General features: G+C 65.6%; 19 protein-coding genes. 4 read left to right on the forward strand and 15 right to left on the reverse strand.

Annotation, left to right across the window (positions count from 1 at the left end):
• Positions 1 to 6 precede the first annotated feature (6 nt).
• Together folC and accD are read right to left on the reverse strand one after the other, a co-directional pair.
• On the reverse strand, positions 7 to 1,305 hold the full coding sequence (folC, locus tag AC56KL_RS03635; protein ID WP_497178771.1) for a bifunctional tetrahydrofolate synthase/dihydrofolate synthase: 1,299 nt from the start codon (positions 1,303 to 1,305) through the stop codon (positions 7 to 9).
• A gap of 174 nt (positions 1,306 to 1,479) precedes the next feature.
• A complete protein-coding gene (accD, locus tag AC56KL_RS03640) occupies positions 1,480 to 2,352 on the reverse strand; it encodes an acetyl-CoA carboxylase, carboxyltransferase subunit beta (protein ID WP_497178772.1) in 873 nt (290 codons plus the stop codon).
• 381 nt (positions 2,353 to 2,733) lie between these two features.
• Here accD and AC56KL_RS03645 point away from each other — a divergent pair, with 381 nt between their 5' ends.
• On the forward strand, positions 2,734 to 3,033 hold the full coding sequence (locus tag AC56KL_RS03645) for a hypothetical protein (RefSeq protein WP_497178773.1): 300 nt from the start codon (positions 2,734 to 2,736) through the stop codon (positions 3,031 to 3,033).
• A 271-nt stretch (positions 3,034 to 3,304) separates the two neighbouring features.
• On the opposite strand, the gene AC56KL_RS03650 is transcribed toward AC56KL_RS03645, so the two are convergent.
• From AC56KL_RS03650 to AC56KL_RS03710, 13 genes are all read right to left on the reverse strand, one after another.
• On the reverse strand, positions 3,305 to 3,589 hold the full coding sequence (locus AC56KL_RS03650; protein ID WP_497178774.1) for a hypothetical protein: 285 nt from the start codon (positions 3,587 to 3,589) through the stop codon (positions 3,305 to 3,307).
• A gap of 199 nt (positions 3,590 to 3,788) precedes the next feature.
• Positions 3,789 to 4,586, reverse strand: a complete 798-nt coding sequence (trpA, locus tag AC56KL_RS03655) for a tryptophan synthase subunit alpha (protein WP_497178775.1) — start codon at positions 4,584 to 4,586, stop codon at positions 3,789 to 3,791.
• Between the two features lie 50 nt (positions 4,587 to 4,636).
• Positions 4,637 to 5,878: a tryptophan synthase subunit beta gene (trpB, locus tag AC56KL_RS03660; RefSeq protein WP_497178776.1), complete on the reverse strand. Its 1,242-nt coding sequence runs from the start codon at positions 5,876 to 5,878 to the stop codon at positions 4,637 to 4,639.
• Positions 5,862 to 6,554 (reverse strand): phosphoribosylanthranilate isomerase, encoded by a 693-nt coding sequence (locus AC56KL_RS03665; protein WP_497178777.1) that lies wholly within the window; start codon positions 6,552 to 6,554, stop codon positions 5,862 to 5,864. Before AC56KL_RS03665 ends, trpB begins: the two co-directional genes overlap by 17 nt.
• A gap of 8 nt (positions 6,555 to 6,562) precedes the next feature.
• Positions 6,563 to 7,363: a tRNA pseudouridine(38-40) synthase TruA gene (truA, locus tag AC56KL_RS03670; protein ID WP_497178778.1), complete on the reverse strand. Its 801-nt coding sequence runs from the start codon at positions 7,361 to 7,363 to the stop codon at positions 6,563 to 6,565.
• Positions 7,360 to 10,560, reverse strand: a complete 3,201-nt coding sequence (locus tag AC56KL_RS03675) for a FimV/HubP family polar landmark protein (protein ID WP_497178779.1) — start codon at positions 10,558 to 10,560, stop codon at positions 7,360 to 7,362. The genes truA and AC56KL_RS03675 overlap by 4 nt, the downstream gene beginning before the upstream one ends.
• Positions 10,561 to 10,963: 403 nt before the next feature.
• Positions 10,964 to 12,103: an aspartate-semialdehyde dehydrogenase gene (asd, locus tag AC56KL_RS03680; protein WP_497178780.1), complete on the reverse strand. Its 1,140-nt coding sequence runs from the start codon at positions 12,101 to 12,103 to the stop codon at positions 10,964 to 10,966.
• A gap of 32 nt (positions 12,104 to 12,135) precedes the next feature.
• On the reverse strand, positions 12,136 to 13,206 hold the full coding sequence (gene leuB, locus AC56KL_RS03685) for a 3-isopropylmalate dehydrogenase (RefSeq protein WP_497178781.1): 1,071 nt from the start codon (positions 13,204 to 13,206) through the stop codon (positions 12,136 to 12,138).
• An 18-nt stretch (positions 13,207 to 13,224) separates the two neighbouring features.
• Entirely contained in the window at positions 13,225 to 13,872 is a 648-nt protein-coding gene (gene leuD / locus AC56KL_RS03690; protein ID WP_497178782.1) for a 3-isopropylmalate dehydratase small subunit, read from the reverse strand.
• Between the two features lie 41 nt (positions 13,873 to 13,913).
• A complete protein-coding gene (locus AC56KL_RS03695) occupies positions 13,914 to 14,036 on the reverse strand; it encodes an entericidin A/B family lipoprotein (protein ID WP_497178783.1) in 123 nt (40 codons plus the stop codon).
• Between the two features lie 44 nt (positions 14,037 to 14,080).
• Positions 14,081 to 15,481 carry a 3-isopropylmalate dehydratase large subunit gene (gene leuC, locus AC56KL_RS03700; RefSeq protein WP_497178784.1) on the reverse strand — a complete coding sequence of 467 codons (1,401 nt, stop codon included), beginning with the start codon at positions 15,479 to 15,481 and terminating at the stop codon, positions 14,081 to 14,083.
• 339 nt (positions 15,482 to 15,820) lie between these two features.
• Positions 15,821 to 17,698, reverse strand: coding sequence for a chemotaxis protein CheA (locus AC56KL_RS03705; RefSeq protein ID WP_497178785.1), 1,878 nt, complete (start codon positions 17,696 to 17,698; stop codon positions 15,821 to 15,823).
• Positions 17,698 to 18,552 carry a protein phosphatase CheZ gene (locus AC56KL_RS03710; protein WP_497178786.1) on the reverse strand — a complete coding sequence of 285 codons (855 nt, stop codon included), beginning with the start codon at positions 18,550 to 18,552 and terminating at the stop codon, positions 17,698 to 17,700. The genes AC56KL_RS03705 and AC56KL_RS03710 overlap by 1 nt, the downstream gene beginning before the upstream one ends.
• 386 nt (positions 18,553 to 18,938) lie before the next feature.
• On the opposite strand from AC56KL_RS03710, the gene AC56KL_RS03715 reads away from it, so the two are divergent.
• The 3 genes from AC56KL_RS03715 (at position 18,939) to AC56KL_RS03725 (ending at position 21,396) form a co-directional block, all read left to right on the forward strand.
• The gene (locus AC56KL_RS03715; protein ID WP_497178787.1) at positions 18,939 to 19,448 is read left to right on the forward strand and encodes a universal stress protein; all 510 of its coding nucleotides are present in this window, start codon (positions 18,939 to 18,941) and stop codon (positions 19,446 to 19,448) included.
• A gap of 76 nt (positions 19,449 to 19,524) precedes the next feature.
• Complete coding sequence (locus tag AC56KL_RS03720) at positions 19,525 to 20,169, forward strand: response regulator (RefSeq protein WP_497178788.1); 645 nt, start codon at positions 19,525 to 19,527, stop codon at positions 20,167 to 20,169.
• Positions 20,170 to 20,601: 432 nt separating this feature from the next.
• Positions 20,602 to 21,396, forward strand: a complete 795-nt coding sequence (locus AC56KL_RS03725) for a Crp/Fnr family transcriptional regulator (protein ID WP_497178950.1) — start codon at positions 20,602 to 20,604, stop codon at positions 21,394 to 21,396.
• Positions 21,397 to 21,440: the final 44 nt, after the last annotated feature.

A 21,440-nucleotide genomic window follows, 5' to 3' on the forward strand; every position in this document is an offset into this window, starting at 1 on the left:
CTAGAATCAGTGTAGAGAGTTTTTACGTGCCGCCATGACGCCGGCGACCGTGTAGAACGAGCCGAAGACCACAATTCTATCATTCTCCCCTGCCCTGCTCACGGCGTTTGCATAGGCATCGAGGGGAGTGGCGAACGGCACGACCGAAAAATCGCCTTCTTTCGCCCCCGCGGGCCGCAAGGCCTCGAGCTGTTGCGCCAGCTGCTGCGGCTGCGCCGAACGCGGCGAAGGCAGCGCGGTGACGCACCAGTGGTCGACGATTTCGCGCAGGGGGGCGACCACGGCCTCGATGTCCTTGTCTTCCATGATGCCGAACACCGCATAGGTGTAGCGGTGGAAGCCCATGTTGCCTAGATTGTGCGCCAGCGCGCTTGCCGCGTGCGGGTTGTGGGCCACGTCCAGCACCTGGGTCGGTCGGCCCGGCAGCACCTGGAAGCGTCCCGGCAGCTCGACCATGGCCAGGCCCGCGCGCACTTCCTGGGCGCCGCAGGGCAGCTGCATGCGCAGCACTTCCAGCGCGGCCAGCGCGGCCGAGGCGTTGAGCAGCTGGTTGGCGCCGCGCAGGGCCGGATAGGCCAGCGAGTTGCGGCGCTGTCCGCGCCCGCCATAGCTCCACTGCTGCTGGTCGCCCTGGTAGTTGAAGTCGCGGCCCAGCAGCCACAGGTCGGCGCCGATGCTTTCCGCATGCTGGACCAGCGATTGCGGCGGCACGGGATCGCTGCAGATCGCGGCCTTCCCGGCGCGAAAGATGCCGGCTTTTTCGAAGCCGATCTTCTCGCGCGTGTCGCCGAGGTAGTCGGTATGGTCGATGTCGACGCTGGTGACGATCGCCACGTCGGCGTCGACCACGTTGACGGCATCGAGGCGCCCGCCCAGGCCAACCTCGAGGATCGCCACGTCCACACCGCTGTGCGAGATCAGGTGCATGATCGCCAGCGTGGTGAATTCGAAGTAGGTCAGCGAGACATCGCCGCGCACGCTTTCCACCGCATCGAAGGCCGCTACCAGCGCTTCGTCGGACGCCATTTCGCCGTTGATGCGGGCGCGCTCGTTGAAGTCGAGGAAGTGCGGCTTGATGTACAGGCCCACGCGATAGCCGGATTGCAGCAGCACGGATTCCAGCATGGCGCAGGTCGAGCCCTTGCCATTGGTGCCGGCCACCATGATCACCGGGCAGCCAAAGGCAAGCCCCATGCGTTCCTTGACGGCGCGCACGCGATCGAGGCCCATGTCGATATGGGTTTCGGCATGGCGCGACTCGAGCAGGGCCAGCCAGTCAGGCAAGGTGGTCGGGAGAGTGGACATTGATTGGACTTCGGTGAGAGCGCGGAGGGCGCTGGTGCGGACGCGTGGGCGCCCGCACCTTGAGCTTGTGAAAAATTCCTCCATGGCAGCGTTGCATCGTCTCGCCGTACTGGCGTACTGTCTTCGACGATGCGCCTTGCCCTGGAGGTTTTTTCACAAGCTCCGTGGGTAGAATCAAGCCAGCGCGTCGGCGGCCTGGTTTTGCAGCAGCGCCAGCAGGCGGGCGATTTCTTCGCGCATCTTGCGGCGGTCGACGATCATGTCGACGGCGCCCTTCTGCACCAGGAACTCGGCGCGCTGGAAGCCTTCCGGCAGCTTTTCGCGCACGGTGTTCTCGATCACGCGCGGGCCGGCGAAGCCGATCAGGGCTTTCGGTTCGGCGATGACGACGTCGCCCATGAAGGCGAACGAGGCCGAGACGCCGCCCATGGTCGGGTCGGTCAGCACGGAAATGAACGGCAGCTTTTTCTCGGACAGCTTGGTCAGCATCGCGGTGGTCTTGGCCATCTGCATCAGCGACAGCAGGCCTTCCTGCATGCGGGCGCCGCCGGTGGCAGTGATGCAGATGAAGGGCACCTTCTGCTCCAGGGCCACCTGGGCGCCGCGCACGAAGCGCTCGCCGACGACCGATCCCATCGAGCCGCCCATGAACTCGAATTCGAAGCAGGCGACGACGACCGGCAGGCTCATGATCGAACCGCCCTGCACGATCAGGGCATCGGTTTCGCCGGTGGCGTCCATGGCCTGCTTGAGGCGGTCCGGGTACTTCTTGCTGTCCTTGAACTTCAGGGTATCGACCGGCAGGGCTTCCTGGCCGATGTCATAGCGGCCGCCTTCGTCGAGCAGGCTATCCAGGCGCTCGCGGGCGCGGATGCGCATGTGATGGTCGCACTTCGGGCAGACGTGCAGGTTCGACTCCAGGTCGGCGCGGTACAGGACCGATTCGCACGACGGGCACTTGACCCACAGCCCTTCGGGCATGGTTTTGCGGTTGGCGGCATCGGAGCGCTGGATCCGTGGGGGCAGCAGTTTTTCTAGCCAACTCATCTTTTCTCCTTGCGGCAGTTCTTCGAGGTGGCGGTAGTGTAGCCGCAAGCGTCCGGCTTGTCGAATCCTGTCACCCGGCCAATTATCATTCCGACATCATTGGGGTCAGAGTCAAATTGTTGGGCAATTCTCCAGAATTTCCTGCCAATTCGACTCCGACCCTAATTGCCGAAATGTAAGGGTGCGGCCCAGCAATCGGGGTCAGAGTCGAATTCTTTGACAACTTTTAAGAATTTCCTGGAAATTCAACTCTGACCCTTAAGTGCTGACCCTTAAGTGATTGAGTGAGGAAAGTCCTACAAGCCGCACTCACGTATGCCGATACACGTGTCACCCCGGCCGTCTACCATGGACCCACTCGAACCACGAAGGAGGAAAGCAATGGCCGAGAACAAGGGAAAAGGCGTCAAAGGGCGCCCATATGACGAGCTGAGCGGCGTTGGCACCAGTAATGCCGGCATTACCGGTACGACCGGCAACCTGAACGACAAAGGTAGGGATGGCGGCGTCGGCCAGCCTCCGCTGCGTGACGAAGGCAATCGTCAGAGCGTGGCGGAAGCCGGACAAACCGGCGAGACCCCCGCGCTTGGCAACGCCCAACGTGTACCTCAGCATTACCACGAGAAAGGCGACAAGGACGCCTCTGCACCCCACGACCATCAGCAGAAGCGCAAGGGCTGAGCCGCACCGACCGACTCCCGGACTGCTGGACTGGGAGAGCGGTCATCCCCTATTGGTCCATCATAGTGCGACGCCCGCAGTAAAGTTCCGCACCTCTTGCACTGCCAGTTCTCTCGGTACCGACCCCACCTCCGGGATGATGCGGCCGCCGCTTACCATCGCATCCGCCATTTCCGCCACCGCAAAGGTCCTGGCACAGTAGCGATTGGGTCAGGGTCGAATTGTTTGACGACGTGGGGATTCCAGGCAATCCCCCCGACCCTCGGTCAGCTCAGGTGTTGGCCTGCGCTTCCGAGACTTCCTTGGTGCTGTATTCCAGGCCGCCGACCCAGCCGGCGACGACGTTATACAGCCAGGCAGCCAGGCCAGTGCCGAGGAAAGCAATGAGACCGTAAATGACTGGCGCCAGAATGACGGCGAACAGTGCTGCACTGCCGCCGCCGAGCAAGCCAATCGCTCCCATAACCACGATGATGGGAATCGACATCACCATGTACAGCAAGGCCAGTACCTTCGCAGATTGCGTTACCGACACGTTGACGATCTGTTTTTTCATTGTTAGGTCCCAGTAGATTGTTCATGGGAAATACGATGTCAATATACTGGTGCGCACTGGCGCTTGTTGCGCGCTACCGCAATAGTTTCCTTGCCGCAAGGCAAGCTCATTCGGTTCAGCGGCGATGCGTGAGTACGATGCAACTGTCCAAAATAAGGACGCCTGGAGGCGTCCCTGCTGATCTGCCCTCGTGCGCCACTCAGGCATCCAGCGCGCTACGGATGCCCGCGGTGAAGCTGCGCACGGCATCGACCGCCTCTTCCTTCGGCACCGACTCCAGTTCCTGGATGATGCGGCTGCCGATCACCACCGCATCCGCCACCTCCGCCACCGCACGCGCGGTAGCGCCGTCACGGATGCCGAAGCCCACGCCGATCGGCAGTTTGACGTGCTCGCGGATGGCCGCCACGCGCCGCGCGACGTCAAGCGTGTCGATGCTACCGGCGCCAGTCACGCCCTTGAGCGAGACGTAATAGCTGAAGCCGCTGCCGTACTGCGCCACCTGCTGCACGCGTTTCGTGGTCGAGGTCGGCGCCAGCAGGAAGATCAGGTCGAGCTCGTTAGCGCGCATGGCCTCGGCAAAAGCCGCGCATTCTTCCGGCGGGTAGTCGACCACGATCGCGCCGTCGGCGCCCGCCTCCTTGGCGCAGCGGATGAACTGATCAGGGCCGATGCGCTCGATCGGGTTGGCGTAGCCCATCAGGACCACGGGCGTACTGGTGTTGGTCTTGCGGAATTCGCGCACGAAGCCGAAAACGTCCTGCAGGCCGATGTTGAACTTGAGCGCGCGTTCGCAGGCGCGCTGGATCACCGGCCCTTCGGCCATCGGGTCGGAAAACGGGACGCCCAGTTCCAGGACGTCGGCGCCGCCCTCCACCAGCGCGTGCATGAGCGGCACGGTCAGTTCAGGCCCGGGGTCGCCGGCGGTGATGAAGGTAACGAGGCCGGTCTTGTTCTGCGCCTTGAGCGCGGCAAAAGTCGATGCAATGCGGGACATGCTGTTCTTTCTTTGAAAGGATGACGAGAAGATGGAAGACGCGCGGCCGGTCAGCCGAAGTCGAGTCCCATCCTCTGCGCCACCGTGTGCATGTCCTTGTCGCCGCGGCCCGACAGGTTGACCAGGATGAGCTGGTCCTTCGGCAGCGTGGCGGCCAGCTTCAACGCATGGGCGATCGCGTGCGAGGACTCCAGCGCCGGGATGATGCCTTCGATGCGGCAGCAGTCATGGAAGGCGGCCAGCGCTTCGTCATCCGTGATCGACACGTACTCGGCGCGCTTGATGTCCTTCAACCACGCGTGCTCCGGCCCCACGCCGGGATAATCCAGGCCGGCCGACACCGAATGCGTCTCGATGATCTGCCCGTTCGCATCCTGCAGCAGGTAGGTGCGGTTGCCGTGCAACACACCCGGGATGCCGGCGCTCAGCGATGCCGCGTGCTTGCCCGTCTCCAGCCCCTCGCCCGCCGGCTCGACGCCGACCAGCTTCACGCCCGGCTCGTCGATATACGGATAGAAGATGCCCATCGCGTTGGAACCGCCGCCGACGCAGGCCAGCACGTAGTCCGGCTGGCGGCCGGTCATGGCCGGCATCTGCACGCGGCATTCCTCGCCGATCACCGACTGGAAGTCGCGCACCATCATCGGGTACGGGTGCGGACCGGCCACGGTGCCGATGATGTAGAAGGTGTTCTCGATGTTGGTGACCCAGTCGCGCATCGCTTCGTTGAGCGCGTCCTTCAGGGTTTTGCTGCCCGATTCGACGGGCACGACGGTCGCGCCCAGCAGTTTCATGCGGTAGACGTTCTGGGCCTGGCGCTTGACGTCTTCGCTGCCCATGTACACCACGCATTCCATGCCGAAGCGGGCGCAGATGGTGGCCGTGGCCACGCCGTGCTGGCCGGCGCCGGTTTCGGCGATGATGCGCTTCTTGCCCATGCGGCGCGCCAGCAGGGCCTGGCCGATCACGTTATTGATCTTGTGCGCGCCCGTATGGTTCAGGTCTTCGCGCTTGAAGAAGATCTGGGCGCCCCCAGCCTGCTCTGACCAGCGCTTGGCATGGTAGACCGGCGAAGGACGGCCGACGAAGTGGGCCAGCTCGTAGCGGAATTCCTCGAGGAACTCGGGGTCGTTCGAATAGCGCGCGTAGGCTTCGTTCAGCTCGGCCAGCGCATGCGTCAGGGTTTCGGCAACGAAGCTGCCGCCATAGGGGCCGAAGTGCCCGCTCTGGTCGGGCAGTTGGTAATCCGGGGTCTGGAACAGCGGAGTATGTCCGCTAGGACGATCTTTCATGATGGTTCTCGCTTGATAGGATGGCATCGGCGGCCCGCACGGCCTGGATGAAGTCGGCAATCTTGCGGGCATCCTTGATGCCCTTCTGCGCTTCGACGCCACTGCTGACGTCGACCGCGAAAGGGCGAACACGTACGATCGCGTCAGTCGCGTTTTGTACGTTCAAGCCACCACTCAAAACGAGCCGAGGCGCGAGCTCTTTTGGGACGAGAGACCAATCGAAGACCTTTCCTGCGCCGCCGTAGGCGTCCACCCAGGTGTCCAGCAACAGGCCGGAGAACCAGGGACTGGCGGCGCGGTATATACGCTCGTATTCTAGCAGTTCATCCGGGCTCGTGTCCGGCCTCACGCGGAAGGCCCGCACGAACGGGCGCTGCACGGCTGCAGCCAGCTCCGCGCACTGCCCGGCCGTTTCGTCGCCGTGGAACTGGATCAGGGACAGCGGCGCGAGGGCCGCCACCGCCCTCACCTCGTCCACGCTCGCGTTGACGAACAGGGCGACGGCGCTCACATAGGGAGGCAGCGCGGCGCACAGCTGTCCCGCCTGCTCCGGCGTGACATAGCGCGGGCTGGCCGGATAAAAGACGAAGCCCAGCGCGTCGGCGCCGCTTGACACGGCCGCGCGCAGGTCCTCCTCGCGCGTGATGCCGCAAATCTTGATACGGGTGCGTTGCATAGCGATCCTTACAACCAGGGGAGCGGGGACGCCGGCTCCTGGGGGAGTCCCCATCTGGGATCGTAATCGATTTTGGCCAGGTACAGGCCGTCCGGCATGAAGGTGGGCGCGGCCACGTCGCGCGAGCGGCTTTCCAGCACCTCCTTCATCCAGCCCGGTTCGTTGCGTCCCGTGCCGACATAGACGAGCGAACCGACGATGTTGCGCACCATGTGGTGGAGAAAAGCACTGGCGCGCACCGTGAACACGATCACGTCGCCGTAGCGCCGGATGCTCACCTCGTGCATCTGCTTGACCGGCGACCTGGCCTGGCAGCCGGAGGCGCGGAAGGCCGAGAAATCATGCTCGCCGATCAGGTACTGTCCGGCTTCGACCATGCGCGCGACGTCGAGCGGACGGAAGGTCCACCCTGCCCGTCCCGCCAGCAGCGCCGACGGGTTCGGGTGGTTGTAGAGCACGTAGTGGTAGGTGCGCGAGCGCGCCGAGAAGCGCGCGTGGAATTCATTGCCATCGAGGTCGGGGGCGACCTCGTGGGCCCAGCGCACCACGATCGACTCGGGCAGGAAGGCGTTCACGCCACGCACCCAGCTCTGCATGCTGCGGTCGAGTTCCGTGTCGAAGTGGACGACCTGCTCGATGCCGTGCACGCCGGCGTCGGTGCGGCCGGCGCAGGTGGTAGCAAGAATCGTGCAGGCGAACTTCTCGAGGGCGATCTCGAGCTGGTCCTGGACGGTGTTACGCGCCGGTTGCTTCTGGTAGCCGCTCCAGGCAGTGCCGACGTACTGGACACCCAGTGCGATGCGCCTCACGCGAGCAGGTTGCGCATTGCGCCGGCACGGCTCACCTGGTCGCTGCTGCCACCCTTCATGACCTCGTCGAGCAGCTCACGCGCGCCTTCCTTGTCACCGATTTCCTGGTAGGCGATCGCGAGATCGAGCTTGGTCTCCATCTCCATGTGTTCCGGCGACATGGCCTGCTCGGCCGCGGGTTCGGCCACCGGCTCAGCGGCAAGTCCGAACGCCGGTTCGGCCGCCAGCGCGGGCGCCATCTCCGGCGCCGGCTGCGGCGCGGACTCGGCCAGTGGCGGCAGGTCGAGGTCGATGTCGCTCAGGTCGAACGCGGGCTCGCCCGGTGCGCCATGGGCCGCGGCCGGAGCCGCGTCGCCGGACGCTGCGATCGCCGGAATTTCAGGGAGCGCGAAAGTATCGTCGACAGCGTCCGGCGTGAAGTCCATGCCGGACGCGTCGGCGGCAGGCGCAGTAGCAGTAGCAGTAGCAGGCACCGTAGCGGCTGGCGGCGCGTCGAACGCGAAGGGCTCGACCTGCGGCTGGGCCAGGGCCGGCGCAGGCGCCGCTGCCGGCTCGGCCGGGCTGCCGAAGTCCATGGTGTCGAGGTCGAACAGCGGATCGTCCATGCCGTCCTGCGGCGCCGGCGTGGCGATGATGGCCGGCACGTCGTCGTGGAACGGGGTCGCCTCGGCCACGGCGGCCGGCGCTGCCGGGGTGGCCGGCTGGCCAAAGTCCATGGCATTGAGGTCGAACAGCGGGTCGTCTTCCAGGCTTGCGGGGGTAGCCAGGGCCGGCGCTTCCTCCTCGCTGGCGGCGGGCAGCGGCGGCAGGTCGAACTCGGCGGCCAGGCCGGCCATGTCGACGCCCGCGCCTGCGCCAGCTGCCGCGGCCTGTGCCGGGCTGCGCGCGTCGGCTTCCGGCTCGCCGAAGTTCATGTCGAAAGCGAGATCGAAGGCATCCTCGCGTGCCGGCGCCGCGCTGCGATCGGCTGGCTCGGTGATGGCGTCACCAATCGGATCCAGTGCAAAGTCGAGGTCCGGCACCGCGGTCTGGTCTTGCGCCGCATCGGCGCCGGGGCCAGCCATGGCGATCGGTTCGCCGCTGCTGACCGGTTCGAAGGTGAGGCCGCCCAGGTCGAAGTCGAGTGCGTTGTCGTCCTGGCGCTCGTCGCCCGCCGCCGCAAGGGGCGCGGCAGCGGCCGGCACGGCGGTCGCGTCGCGATCGTCGTCGAGGGCAGCGTAGGCGCCTGCGGCCGCTCCTGCGCCGAGGGCCGCCGCCGGAGCGCCGATGCGGAAGGCATCCTCGAGCTGCTGCGACAGCAGCGACTGCTGGTCGCGTTCCTGCGGGCTCTTGGCCGGTGCGCTAGGGGCAGCGCCGCCGGCGCCGGCATACAGGGGATTGGCCGGGTCGATGTTGAGGCCGAGCGCCGCGGCCTGGACCCATTCGTCACCGGCGCCGCGCGTCATGGCGTGCAGCTCGCGGGCCTGGATCTCGAACGCGCGCAGGTCCTTGCGGGCGGCGTAGATCTCGAGCAGCTTCAGGCGAACCGGATGGCGCTCCGGATGGGTGCGCAGGGCTTCCTTCAGGATTTCCTCGGCCTGGGCGTCACGGCCGTAGGCGATATAGACGTCGGCTTCCGCAACCGGATCGACTTCATTCGTGTCGAGCTGCGAGGCGGACGGCGCGAAACTCGAGTTGAACACGCTGTTGCTGGTGTCGACGCTCTGTCCGCCCGCTTCCGCGAACAGCGCGTGCGCGGCCGGGGTCGGCACGCCCAGCACCGACGGTTCGGCGACCACGGCCTCGGCGTCGTCCTTGTTCTTCCTGCGGCGCCGCGAGATGCCGAGCGCGGCCAGCAGCAGGATGGCGGCGCCGCCGGCGACGTAGTTGATGTTGTCCATCACGCTGTCGGCAAAGCTCTTTTCCTGCGCTTTGGCGGCCTTGGCCTCCTTCGGCTTCACCGTCTTCGGGCTGGCTTTCTCGGCCGGCCTGGCGGCCGGCGCCGCAGGCGTGGCGGCGTCCCGGGCTGCGGCGACGACGGTGGCGCCGGCGGCGCCGGCGGCCGCGGCATTCTGCACCTCGCTGCCGGAACGGCTCTTCACCGTCATCAGCTGTTCCAGCTCGTTCACGTTGCGCTCGAGTTCCCTGACGCGCTCCTGGGCCTGCGCCAGTTCGCGCTCGCGCGCGATGCTGTCCTCGGCGCTGGCGGTGGCGCCGCCCGCACCCGGGGCCACCCCGGTGGCTTTCGACAGGCGCAACTGGTCGGCCGATTCCTTGGCCGCGGTCGGGCGTTCCTCGACCTTGGCGGTGATCCTGCCGGCCGCGCTCTGGCCGGCCTGCGGCGTGCGCTGGGGCGCGGCGTTGGCGACCTGGCCTGCCAGCTTGTTGCGGTAGGCGTTGAAGTCGGCCGCGTGCGCGACCACGATGCCGCGCGCCTCGCCTTCGCCCGTACCCTGCAGGGCGCCGGCATCCGGCACCGACAGGATCTGGCCTGACTTCAGGCGGTTCATGTTGTTGCCGATGAAGGCGTCCGGATTGGCGCGGTACAGGGCTACCAGCATCATGTCGAGCGAGATGTCGGCCGGCTTGAGCCGGGATGCGATCTTGCCCAGGGTGTCGCCCTGGCGCACGCGGTAGCGCGACGGAGCCTCTGCTGCCGCAGCCGGAGCTGTGGCGCGCGGGGCCGGCGCGGGAGCGCTGGTGGCGGTATCGCGGCGCTGTTCCGCTGGCGGCTGGGGCTGCGGCTGCGATGCGGCCGGCTGCGGCGCGGCGGCGCGCGGCTGGGCCGCGGGCGTGGCGGGACGAGCCTCGGCCGTGGCCTGGGCCGACTGGGTCGTGCGCAGTTCGGCCGGGTCGAGCAGGAAGGTGTACTCGCGCACCAGGCGGCCATTGTTCCAGGTCAGCTCGAGCAGCATGTCCACGAAGGGCTCGTTGAGCGGCTGGGTCGAGCTCACGCGGATGAACTGGCGGCCCGCTCGCTGCTCGACGTTGAAGCGCAGCGACAGCAGGGCCGGGTTGAATTCGATGTTGGCGGTGCGGAAGGCTTCCGGCGACGCCAGCTTGACGGCCAGGCTGGATGCATCTTCACCGGCGGTCGTTGTCAGTTCGATCTCGGCGCGCAGCGGCTGGCCGAGTGCCGACAGCACCGTCAGCTTGCCGAGGCCGGCTGCCTGGACGGCGGGCGCCAGAAGCACGGCGCTGGCCACGGCCGCGGACACTGTTTTCAGCGCAAACGCCATGAGCGGAGGACGGTGAGGAAAATGCATAGTTAGGCGCGAGAAAAGACGAGAAAGAAGTTGACCGTAGGAAAGACGTTTCCTGCGAGTCTCAACATATCACCATGCTCTGGAGCATGCAAGCTCCCTGCGCACATGATAGGCGCAGCAGTGGGGGATGTGTGGCCAGAATGAGCGCTGCGAACGGCGTTTGATAGCGTTTGACTACCAGCGCTTGGCAATATTACAGGAGGTGTTTCAATGCTGCCAATGCAGTTGGCAATGGCAAATCGTACCCACCTAGGGTGGCCGGCTCCGCCGGCCGCGCGTCCAACTCCGGCATGTGCTACCACGAAGCGAACTGATGCTGAACGCGCGGTCGGCAAAGCCGACCACCCTACAGAGGCTACTTGTCCAGCACGATGCGCAGCATGCGGCGCAGCGGTTCGGCGGCGCCCCACAGCAGCTGGTCGCCGACGGTGAAGGCCGACAGGTAGTCGCCGCCCATCGCCAGCTTGCGCAGGCGGCCCACCGGGATGGTCAGGCTGCCGGTGACGGCCGCCGGCGTCAGGTCGCGCATCGAGGCTTCGCGGGTATTCGGCACCACCTTCACCCACTGGTTGTGCGAGGCGATGATATCGCTGATCTCGTCGAGCGGCACGTCCCTGGTCAGCTTGATGGTCAGCGCCTGCGAATGGCAGCGCATCGCGCCGATGCGCACGCACAGGCCGTCCACCGGGATCGCCTTGTTCCCGTCACCCTTGCCGAAGCCTTCGCCCCGGCCGAGGATCTTGTTGGTCTCGGCGCCGGCCTTCCACTCTTCCTTCGACTGGCCATTGCCCAGGTCCTTGTCGATCCAGGGGATCAGGTTGCCGGCCAGCGGCACGCCGAACTGCCTGGTCTCCTCAAGGGACAGGCCATGCTGGGTGGCCAGCACCTGGCGGTCGATCTCGAGGATAGCCGAAGCCGGATCGTCCAGCAGCGGCTTGACGGCGCCGTTGATGGTGCCGAACTGGGTCAGCAGCTCGCGCATGTGCTGCGCGCCGCCGCCCGATGCCGCCTGGTAGGTCATGGAGCTCATCCATTCGACCAGGCCCTGCTCGAACAGGCCGCCCAGTCCGATCAGCATGCACGACACAGTGCAGTTACCGCCGATGAAATTCTTGACGCCGCGCGACATGGCGTTCTTGATGACTTCCTTGTTGACCGGGTCCAGCACGATGACGGCGTCGTCCTGCATGCGCAGGGTCGACGCGGCGTCGATCCAGTAGCCGTTCCAGCCGGCTGCGCGCAGCTGTGGATAGACCTCGGTGGTGTAGTCGCCGCCCTGGCAGGAAATGATGATCTCGCACTTCGACAGTTCGGCGACGTCGAGCGCGCTTTTCAGGGTAGTTTCGTTCTTCGCCATCTTCGGCGCGGCGCCGCCCGGATTCGAGGTGGTGAAGAACACCGGCTCGATGTGGTCGAAATCGCCCTCTTCCTGCATGCGCTGCATGAGGACCGAACCCACCATGCCGCGCCAACCTACCAGGCCTACAAGTTTCATGATTTTCCCTTGGCTATCAAAATGTTTGGATGTTATGCAAGCGCAGCCACCACCGCCTTGCCCATCTCTTCGGTACCTACCTTCGTGGTACCCGCTTCGTAAATGTCGGGCGTGCGCAGGCCCTGGGCCAGCACACGCTTGACCGCGTTCTCGATGCGGTCGGCCTGCTCCGTGCGTCCGAAGGTAAAGCGCAGCATCATCGCGCTTGATAAGATGGTCGCCAGCGGATTGGCCACGCCCTGCCCCGCGATATCCGGCGCCGAGCCGTGCGAGGGCTCGTACAGGCCCTTGTTGTTCGCGTCGAGCGAGGCCGAGGGCAGCATGCCGATCGAACCGGTCAGCATGGCGGCAGCGTCCGACAGGATGTCGCCGAACATGTTACCAGTAACGAGGACATCGAACTTCTTCGGGGCCCGGACCAGCTGCATGGCCGCGTTATCGACGTACATGTGCTCGAGTTCGACGTCCTGGTACTCCTTGTGCACATCGGTGACGATGTCGCGCCAGAACTGGAAGGTTTCCAGCACGTTCGCCTTGTCGACGCTGGTCACGCGGCGGTCGCGCTTGCGCGCGGCCTGGAAGGCGACGTGGGCGATGCGGCGGATCTCGCCTTCGGCATAGCGCATCGTGTCGAAGCCTTCGCGCTGGCCGGCGAACGGCCCGTCGGGGCATTCGCGCACGCCGCGCGGCTTGCCGAAGTAGATGTCGCCCGTCAGTTCGCGGATGATCAGGATGTCCAGCCCCGACACGACCTCGGGCTTGAGGGTCGAGGCGCCGGCCAGTTCCGGATACAGGATCGCCGGGCGCAGGTTGGCGAACAGGCCGAGTTCTTTTCGAAGACCGAGAATGGCCTGCTCCGGGCGCAGTGCGCGTTCGAGCGTGTCGTACTTGTAGTCGCCCACCGCGCCGAACAGCACGGCATCGGCTTGCATGGCCAGCTCCAGCGTGCTGTCGGGCAGCGGATGGCCATGCGCGGCATAGCCGGCGCCGCCGACGTGGGCCGTTTCCATCTCGAAGGGCTCGCCCAGCGCGTCCAGGACCTTGACCGCCTGGTCCATGATCTCCGGGCCGATGCCGTCGCCCGGCAGGATTGCGATTTTCATGCGCTCTCTTTCAGTGGTTCAGATGGTGTTCGCGAGCCAGGGCTGGGCGGCCAGGTGGCGCGCCTCGAAGGCGCGGATCTCGTCGGCGTGGCGCAGGGTCAGGCCGATGTCGTCGAGGCCGTTCAGCAGGCAGTATTTGCGGAACTCGTCGATGGCGAAGCCATACGAGAGGCTGCCGTCCTGCGTGCCGATGCGCTGGTTTGCCAGGTCGACGACCAGCTTGAAGCCCGGTTGCGCGTCAACCGCCCTGAACAGGCCGTCCACCGCTTCTTCCGACAGGACGACCGGCAGCAGACCGCTCTTGTAGCAGTTGTTGAAGAAGATATCGGCGAAGCTCGGCGCGACGATCGCCCGGAACCCGAACTGCTGCAGGGCCCAGGGTGCATGTTCGCGCGATGAGCCGCAGCCGAAGTTCTTGCGGGTCAGCAGGATCGAGGCGCCCGCATGGCGCGGCTGGTTCAGCACGAAGTCCGGGTTCAGCGGACGGGTGCTGCAGTCCTGGCCCGGCTCGCCGTGGTCCAGGTAGCGCCATTCGTCGAACAGGTTGGGGCCGAAGCCGGTACGGCGGATCGATTTCAGGAACTGCTTCGGGATGATGGCGTCAGTGTCGACATTGGCGCGGTCGAGCGGCGCCACCAGTCCTTCGTGTACGGTGAATTTGTCCAATTCGTGCCCCCTTGTGCGCGGCCCTGGCGGCCGCTGGTTGATTACTTGCCGCCGGCGCTGGTGACGACCTGGCCGACCTTTTGCACATCCTTGCCGATGCCGGAAATGGTGTTGCAGCCTGCCAGGACGATGGCGATGACGGAGAGGGCGATTGCTTTTTTCATGATGTTCCTGTGGTCGGTGTGACGGTTAAAACGGTATTAACGCGCTACAAGGCGCGTACGTCGACAAAGTGGCCGGCGATGCCCGCTGCGGCGGCCATCGCGGGCGAGACCAGGTGGGTGCGCCCGCCCTGCCCTTGCCGCCCCTCGAAGTTGCGGTTCGAGGTCGAGGCGCAGCGCTCGCCCGGCTCGAGGCGGTCGGCGTTCATGGCCAGGCACATCGAGCAGCCCGGCTCGCGCCACTCGAAACCGGCATCGAGGAAAATGCGGTCGAGGCCTTCGCGCTCGGCCTGTTCCTTCACCAGGCCCGAGCCCGGCACGACCATCGCCAGCTTGACGTTGGCCGCGCGCCGGCGGCCGCGCACCACTTCGGCGGCGGCGCGCAGGTCTTCGATGCGCGAGTTGGTGCAGGAACCGATGAAGACCTTGTCGATGCGGATGTTCTCGATCGGCGTGTTGGGCGCCAGGTCCATGTAGGCCAGCGCCTTTTCCAGCGCGCCGCGGCGTACGGCGTCGGATTCCTCGCGCGGGTCCGGCACGCGGCCGTCGATCGCGGTGACCATCTCGGGCGAGGTGCCCCAGGTGACCTGCGGGCGGATCTCGCGGGCGTCGAGCTCCACGACCGTGTCGAAGCTCGCGCCTTCGTCCGAATGCAGGGTGCGCCAGTAGGCGACAGCCCGTTCCCACTGCTCGCCCTTGGGCGAGAACGGGCGACCCTGCACATACCCGATGGTGGTGTCGTCGACACCGATCATGCCCGCGCGCGCGCCCGCTTCGATCGCCATGTTACAAACCGTCATGCGGCCTTCCATCGACAGCGCGCGGATGGTCGAGCCACCGAATTCGATGGCGTAGCCGGTGCCGCCGGCGGTGCCGATCTTTCCGATTACCCCCAAGACGATGTCCTTCGCCGTCACGCCCGGCGGCAGCGCGCCCTCGACCCGCACCAGCATCGACTTCGACTTCTTCGCCAGCAGCGTCTGGGTGGCCAGCACGTGCTCCACTTCCGAGGTGCCGATGCCGTGCGCCAGGCACCCGAAGGCGCCGTGGGTGCTGGTGTGCGAGTCGCCGCACACCACCGTCATGCCGGGCAGCGTGGCGCCCTGCTCCGGGCCGATCACGTGCACGATGCCCTGGCGCCTGTCGTTCATGTCGAAGTAGGTCAGGCCGAAGCTCTTCGCGTTGGCGTCCAGGGTTTCGACCTGCAGGCGCGAGGTGGCGTCGAGGATGCCATGGGCGCGGTCGGTGGTCGGCACGTTGTGGTCGGCCACGGCCAGGTTCGCTGCCGTACGCCATAGTCCGCGGCCGGCTTCGCGCAGGCCCTCGAAGGCTTGCGGGCTGGTGACTTCGTGCACCAGGTGGCGGTCGATGTAGAGGACGGTGGTGCCATCGGCGTCGGCACGCACGACATGGGAATCCCAGAGTTTGTCGTAGAGCGTTTTTTGCATGATCTATCCGGTGAAGGCGCTACCCCTTGGGCGGGGACGGTTTTTGATTATGCCATAATTGTGCACTGCCGCACCAAGCCGGGGCAACGCATTTTTCTGCCAATCAAGATAGATTCATGCAAATTTAATTTGCATAGAAAACTTCCAATGCAAATAAAAAAAGCCTGAGCGGGGTGGCTCAGGCTTTTGTATGCGCTTTTGTCACAGAGTGGCGCGGTGTCCGCTTTGCGCACTGCGGTAGGGTGGTCGGGTCCCCCGACCGCGCGTTCAAATCTTAATGGAATAGCGTCGCGGCCATTCGCAAGCCGCTTGGACGCGCGGTCGGCGAAGCCGACCACCCTACGCGGCGAGGCGCACGTTGCTACGGCACCCATCCATCAGGAAGGACAGGCCGACCACCAGCACCAGCTCGCCCTCGGCGGAACGCGCCGTACCGGTAATGCCTTCGACCGACAGCGCCGTCATCGGCTTGATCACCAGGTCGGCCGTGCCGTCCACCGCTTCCACCGCCAGGATATAGGGCTGCGGGGCGTTGATGACGATGCCGACCCGTTCCGAGCAGGCTTCGTAGCCCAGCGCCAGCGCCAGCGAACGCACCGGCAGCGGGCGGCCCTGGTCCTTCAGTACCGGGGCGCCGCCCACGCACTGGAACTCTTCCGGCAGCTCGACCACGCGCTCGACGACGGCCATCGGCAGCGCCAGCGAGGCGCTGGAGGTCGAGACCAGCATGGTCGGCACGATCGACAGTTCGATCGGCAGGCGGATCGCGAAGCGCGTGCCGGCGCCCAGCTGCGACTCGATGCGGATCGCGCCGCGGTTCTTTTCCACCGCTGTCTTGACCACGTCCATGCCCACGCCGCGGCCCGAGACCGAGGAAGCGACTTCCTTGGTCGAGAAGCCCGGCAGGAACACCAGCTGGTAGGCGTCGTCGTCGTTGGGGGCGCCGTTCTCGCCAATCAGGCCCTTGTCGATCGCCTTGCGGCGCAGCCTGACCGGGTCCATCCCCTTGCCGTCATCCTGCAGCACGATCATGACGCTGTTGGCTTCCTGCCAGGCTTTCAGCAGGATGAAGGCCTTGGCCGGCTTGCCGGCGGCCACGCGTTCTTCCGGCGACTCGACGCCATGGTCGAGCGCATTCCGGAGCATGTGCACCAGCGGATCGTACAGGCTGTCCACCACGACGCGGTCGACTTCGGTCTCGGCGCCCTCGATGGTCAGCTCGACATCCTTGCCCAGGTCCTTGGCCAGCTCGCGCACCAGGCGCGGGAACTTCTGGAACAGGCGGCCCACCGGCTGCATGCGGGTCGCCAGCGTGGCGCGCTGCAGTTCGGCCGAGTAGCGCGAGGCGCGTTCCAGGGTCTCGGTGAGCGTCGCCATCAGGGCGGCGGCAGGACCTTCGAACTTGAACTGCTGCAGGCGCTCGAGCAGCACGGCAGCCTGGTTGGCGGCCTGCACCGATTCGCCCGCCACTTCCAGCAGCGCGTCCAGCTTGACCGCATCGATACGGATGCTTTCGTCCTTGGCCGGCGCCGCGGCGGCGCGCGCCTCGGCGACCTTGTCCTGCTGGCGGCGGTCGATGCCGTCCCAGCCGTTCGGCCTGGCGGCCGGCGCGGCGTCGGCCGGCGCTGCGGCCGACGCCGCAGCCGGTGCAGCGGCTGCAACTGCCGGCGCGGAGGCGATCGCGGCGCCGGCCGGGACCACGGCGTTGTACATGCCGACCCAGTCCAGGCCATCGGCGCCGACCGCCGGCGCTGCCAGCGCTACCGCAGTTGCGGAGGGAGCGGCTGCGGCCGGTGCTGCAGCGGCAGGCGCGGCGGCCGCAGCCGGCGCGTCCTTGCCTTCGATCGCGTCCATCAGGATGCGCTCGAGGGCTTGCGGCATCGACGCCAGGCCTTCCGGCGGGGTGCCGTTGTTCAGGTCATTGAGCTGGTCGGCCACGAAGCCGGAGGCCTCGAGCGCCGCTTCGATGGCGAGCGGGGTCACCGGCGCGGCGCCGGTGCGCAGCGCGTCGAACAGGTTCTCGGTCAGGTGGCAGGCCGCGACCAGCGCGGGCAGGCCCATGAAGCCGGCGCCGCCCTTGATCGTGTGGAAGGAGCGGAACACGGCATTGAGCGTTTCCTTGTTGTCCGGATCGCGTTCGAGACGCAGCAAATGTTCTTCAACATTTACCGCAAGGTCCATCGCCTCGACGACGAAGTCCTTGAGCATATCGTCCATTAGAACCCCAGATCGGCGAGAAGATCGTCAACGTTATCCTGGTTCAGCGCCGTATCCGGCACCGACGGGCCCTGCATCAGCGGCGCAGGCGCGGCCGGCGCCTCTTTCTTCGCCAGCTTTTCCTTCAGGTCGGCCGGGGCGCTGTCGCGCAGCAGCTGCGCCAGTTCCGACTCCACCGTCTGGGTGATCTTGACCACTTTCTTGATCAACTGGCCGGTGATGTCCTGGAAGTCCTGGGCCATCATGATCTCGAGCAGGCGCGCCTTCTCGGCTTCGGTCGCTTCGTTGACGCTGGCGGCGAACTGGCGCGCGTCGCCGGCCAGGGCCTTGAATTCGTCCAGGCTGAGCTTGCCCGAGAACAGGTCGGCCCAGCGGGTTTCCATGTCCTTGGCCTGCTTCGACAGCAGGTCCTGGGCCGGCATGCCTTCGTCCAGCGTGTTCAGGACCTTGTTGGCGGCCTGTTCGGTGAGGGTGGCGACATATTCCAGGCGGTCCTGGGCATCGTTGATGGCCGACGAGGCTTCCGTCAGCGCCTTGTCGTAGCCGAGTTCGCGCAGCGAATCGTGCAGCAGGCGCACGATGCCGCCGAGGCGTTCGAACATCATATGCTCGCCTTCGTTCACGGCCGCCGGAGCGGCGGCCGGGGCAGCTGCTGCAGGAGCGGCCGGCGCAGCGGCTGCGGCGGCGGGTGCGCTCGAGGCAGCCACCTGGTCGAACAGCGATTCGAGGTCGTCCTCGTCGGCTGGGGCGGCGGCCGGCTCGGGCGCAGGCGCCGGGGCGGCAGCGGGAGTGCTGGCGCGCTGCGCTGCCACTTCCTCGAATAGTGCGTCGAAATCGTCAGCGGCGTCGGTCATGATCCCTGCTTCTCCATGGTGTATTTAGTTCGCAAAGCGCTCTGCGTAGGTGTGTTTGCTGCGACCATCCGGCCGCTCAGGTGCAACATGCGGGATGGTTCGAATCTGCATGCGAGTGTAGCAGTGTGGTTGCCGCAGGTAAATGTCGGAGATAGGGACGCAACAAAATGGACATGGAAACTTAATTCCGCGACAATCAAATCGCAGGGTTCCTGATTGTTTACACAATGGAGGTGTTGTTTTTCGTAACGCAACGGCCTCGGTGCGCGTGTTGTTGCGCACTGGAAAATAAGCTACAAATTTGATCGAGCTCAACAGTTTGCGTTCTTGCAATCGCCGCCACGCCGCGAAACGCCCAGAATGGCGTGGCCTTTGGAGGAGTCATCATGTACCGCAAAATCCTGATCACCACCGACGGCTCGGCCGTGTCGCAGCATACGGCCTGCGCCGGCGTCAAATTCGCCCAACAGATGGGCGCCGAGGTGCTGGCGCTGTTCGTCGCGCCCGAGTACCAGTATCCGGTGTACGTGGAAATCATCCCGCCCTCCTACCCCAGCGAAGAAGAATACACCGCCCAGATGCGCCGCATGGGGGAGGAATACATGGGGAAGATCATGCGCTCCTGCGCCGGCGCCGGCCTGCCCCACGCCTGCATGACGGCGTTTTCCGACGCTGCAGCCCTGAAGATCGTCGAGGTCGCCGAGCAGGAAGGCTGCGACCTGATCTTCATGGGCTCGCACGGCCGCAGCGGCTGGGGCCAGCTGCTGCTGGGCAGCGTGACCAACAAGGTGCTGTCGCACACCACCAGGCCGGTCCTGGTGCACCGCCTGATCAGCGAACCGGCGGCGCAGGAAAGCCGCCCCCCGGAAGGCCGCACCCCGGAAAGCCGGACCTGACCAAAGGAAGACAATTGGCGCGGCGATCCTGTGTTAGCCTGATTCGGTCTTGTCGCCTCCCGGGAAGGATGGATTTATGATTCGCATCGTAATTGCCGACGACCACACGATCATGCGGGAAGGCCTCAAGCGCATCCTCGACGGCGCGCCGGATATCGACATCGCCGGCGAAGCGACCAATGGCTTCGAGGTGCTGGCCCAAGTGCGCCAGGGCGGATTCGACCTGCTGCTGCTCGACCTGTCGATGCCGGGCCGCAGCGGCGTCGACCTGATACGCCAGGTACGCAGCGAAGCGCCGAAGCTGGCCATCCTGATCCTGACCATGCATGAAGAAGAGCAGTACGCGGTGCGCGCGATCCGCGCCGGGGCCCAGGGCTACCTGACCAAGGAAAGCGCAGGCACCCAGCTGGTGGGCGCGATCCGCAAGGTGGCCTCGGGACGCCCTTATATCAGTACCGAAGTGGCCGAGCAGCTGGCCCTGAACATCATGGCGCCAAACGAACAGTTGTTGCACAAGCAGCTGTCAGACCGCGAATTCGAGGTATTTTCGCACCTCGTCGGTGGCAAATCGATTACCGAAATCGCCAACAGCCTGCACCTGTCGGTCAAGACGGTGAGTACCCACAAGACCCGCATCATGCAGAAGATGGGCATGAACTCGCTCTCCGAGATGGTGCAGTATGCCGTGGCGCACCGGCTGCTCTCGCCGATGCAGGCCTGAAGCGCAACCCGTTTAGACACGGCGCTGCTCGCTTTGTGCCCGTAGCGCCTTCTTCCGGCAGCGCCTGCTGCCTTCCAATGTTTCCCCGTATTTCCATCTCGAGCGGCCCTTTCCTCTGGGGGCCGCCATGTAGGGGTAAGAGCATTCCTACAGACCGATGATCTCTCCTACCTACATATTCAGCAGTCGCTGATATCCGTGCCGGACTCGTGTTGGCATACTGAATTCAGCGTTTCGACTTGCTTGCGATCCAAGTCCCAGCGTGAGCCGGTGTTCGGCGGAGTTGACTCCCCAGTGCCGCCACAGCTTCACTCATGGGCTCTGCCCCGTGGTCGCCGCCTGAAACCCTGAGTCTTTCACCTGGAGATGAGCATGCAGTCCCAGCCAACGTCAGAACAACGTAGCGTCACCCAGCCGACCCTGCATACCCCCATGGAAGCCGGCCGCCAGCGCCAGGGCCGCCTCTGGTCCAATCTCAAGGAAGTCTGCGACCTGCTCCGCATCCCGGCCAGCGTCTCCGTCACCTCCGAAGAACTGCTGTTCCAGCACGTCCAGTTCAAGACCGGCCAGCGCGTCCACACCATCGGCCAGGCCTTCGACACCCTGTACATCGTCAACTCCGGCTTCCTGAAGACCGTGCTCATCGACGAGTTCGGCAACGAGCAGGTGCTGAGCTTCCCGATGAAGGGCGACATGCTGGGCGTGGACGGCATCCATACCCGCCACTACGCTTCCGAAGCCGTGGCCCTGTCCGACTGCGACCTGATCCTGCTGCCCTTCAAGAAACTGACCGCCCTCGGCCGCGTCCATGCCGAGCTCGAGAACATGATGTACGGCGTGATGAGCCGCGAACTGGTGCGCGAGCAAACCATGATCGGCATGCTCGGCGCCCTCTCGGCCGAGGCGCGCGTGGCCCGCTTCCTGGTCTCGCTGGCCGACCGCTTCGCCGCCATGGGATATTCCAGCAAGCTGTTCAACCTGCGCATGACGCGCCACGAGATCGGCAGCTACCTCGGCCTGACCCTCGAAACCGTCAGCCGCACGCTGTCTGCCTTCAACGAAATCGGCCTGATCACGGTCGACCAGCGCACCATCGGCATCAAGGATGCCGAGGCCCTCAAGACCCTGCGCCGCCTGCCGCCCTCGCGCTCGCGCACCAAGAACGCGGCCAGGCAGAAGGCAGAGCTGGAGCAGCCGGGTGACGATCAGGTGCTGGCGACGGCTTGAACCGCTCGTTAGAAAAGAAGGAAAGGCCGGCCCCTGCGAAGGAG

Source organism: Telluria sp. ZB4P34, from assembly GCF_059686055.1.

Excerpts from the sequence above, each read along its gene's own strand:
- AC56KL_RS03695 (WP_497178783.1), bottom strand. The coding sequence starts at position 14,036 with ATGAAAAAAGCAATCGCCCTCTCCGTCATCGCCATCGTCCTGGCAGGC.
- AC56KL_RS03645 (WP_497178773.1), top strand. The coding sequence starts at position 2,734 with ATGGCCGAGAACAAGGGAAAAGGCGTCAAAGGGCGCCCATATGACGAG.
- folC (WP_497178771.1), bottom strand. The coding sequence starts at position 1,305 with ATGTCCACTCTCCCGACCACCTTGCCTGACTGGCTGGCCCTGCTCGAG.
- trpA (WP_497178775.1), bottom strand. The coding sequence starts at position 4,586 with ATGTCCCGCATTGCATCGACTTTTGCCGCGCTCAAGGCGCAGAACAAG.
- AC56KL_RS03720 (WP_497178788.1), top strand. The coding sequence starts at position 19,525 with ATGATTCGCATCGTAATTGCCGACGACCACACGATCATGCGGGAAGGC.
- trpB (WP_497178776.1), bottom strand. The coding sequence starts at position 5,878 with ATGAAAGATCGTCCTAGCGGACATACTCCGCTGTTCCAGACCCCGGAT.
- AC56KL_RS03710 (WP_497178786.1), bottom strand. The coding sequence starts at position 18,552 with ATGACCGACGCCGCTGACGATTTCGACGCACTATTCGAGGAAGTGGCA.
- accD (WP_497178772.1), bottom strand. The coding sequence starts at position 2,352 with ATGAGTTGGCTAGAAAAACTGCTGCCCCCACGGATCCAGCGCTCCGAT.
- AC56KL_RS03705 (WP_497178785.1), bottom strand. The coding sequence starts at position 17,698 with ATGGACGATATGCTCAAGGACTTCGTCGTCGAGGCGATGGACCTTGCG.
- leuC (WP_497178784.1), bottom strand. The coding sequence starts at position 15,481 with ATGCAAAAAACGCTCTACGACAAACTCTGGGATTCCCATGTCGTGCGT.
- asd (WP_497178780.1), bottom strand. The coding sequence starts at position 12,103 with ATGAAACTTGTAGGCCTGGTAGGTTGGCGCGGCATGGTGGGTTCGGTC.
- AC56KL_RS03715 (WP_497178787.1), top strand. The coding sequence starts at position 18,939 with ATGTACCGCAAAATCCTGATCACCACCGACGGCTCGGCCGTGTCGCAG.
- leuB (WP_497178781.1), bottom strand. The coding sequence starts at position 13,206 with ATGAAAATCGCAATCCTGCCGGGCGACGGCATCGGCCCGGAGATCATG.
- AC56KL_RS03650 (WP_497178774.1), bottom strand. The coding sequence starts at position 3,589 with ATGAAAAAACAGATCGTCAACGTGTCGGTAACGCAATCTGCGAAGGTA.
- AC56KL_RS03665 (WP_497178777.1), bottom strand. The coding sequence starts at position 6,554 with ATGCAACGCACCCGTATCAAGATTTGCGGCATCACGCGCGAGGAGGAC.
- AC56KL_RS03725 (WP_497178950.1), top strand. The coding sequence starts at position 20,602 with ATGGAAGCCGGCCGCCAGCGCCAGGGCCGCCTCTGGTCCAATCTCAAG.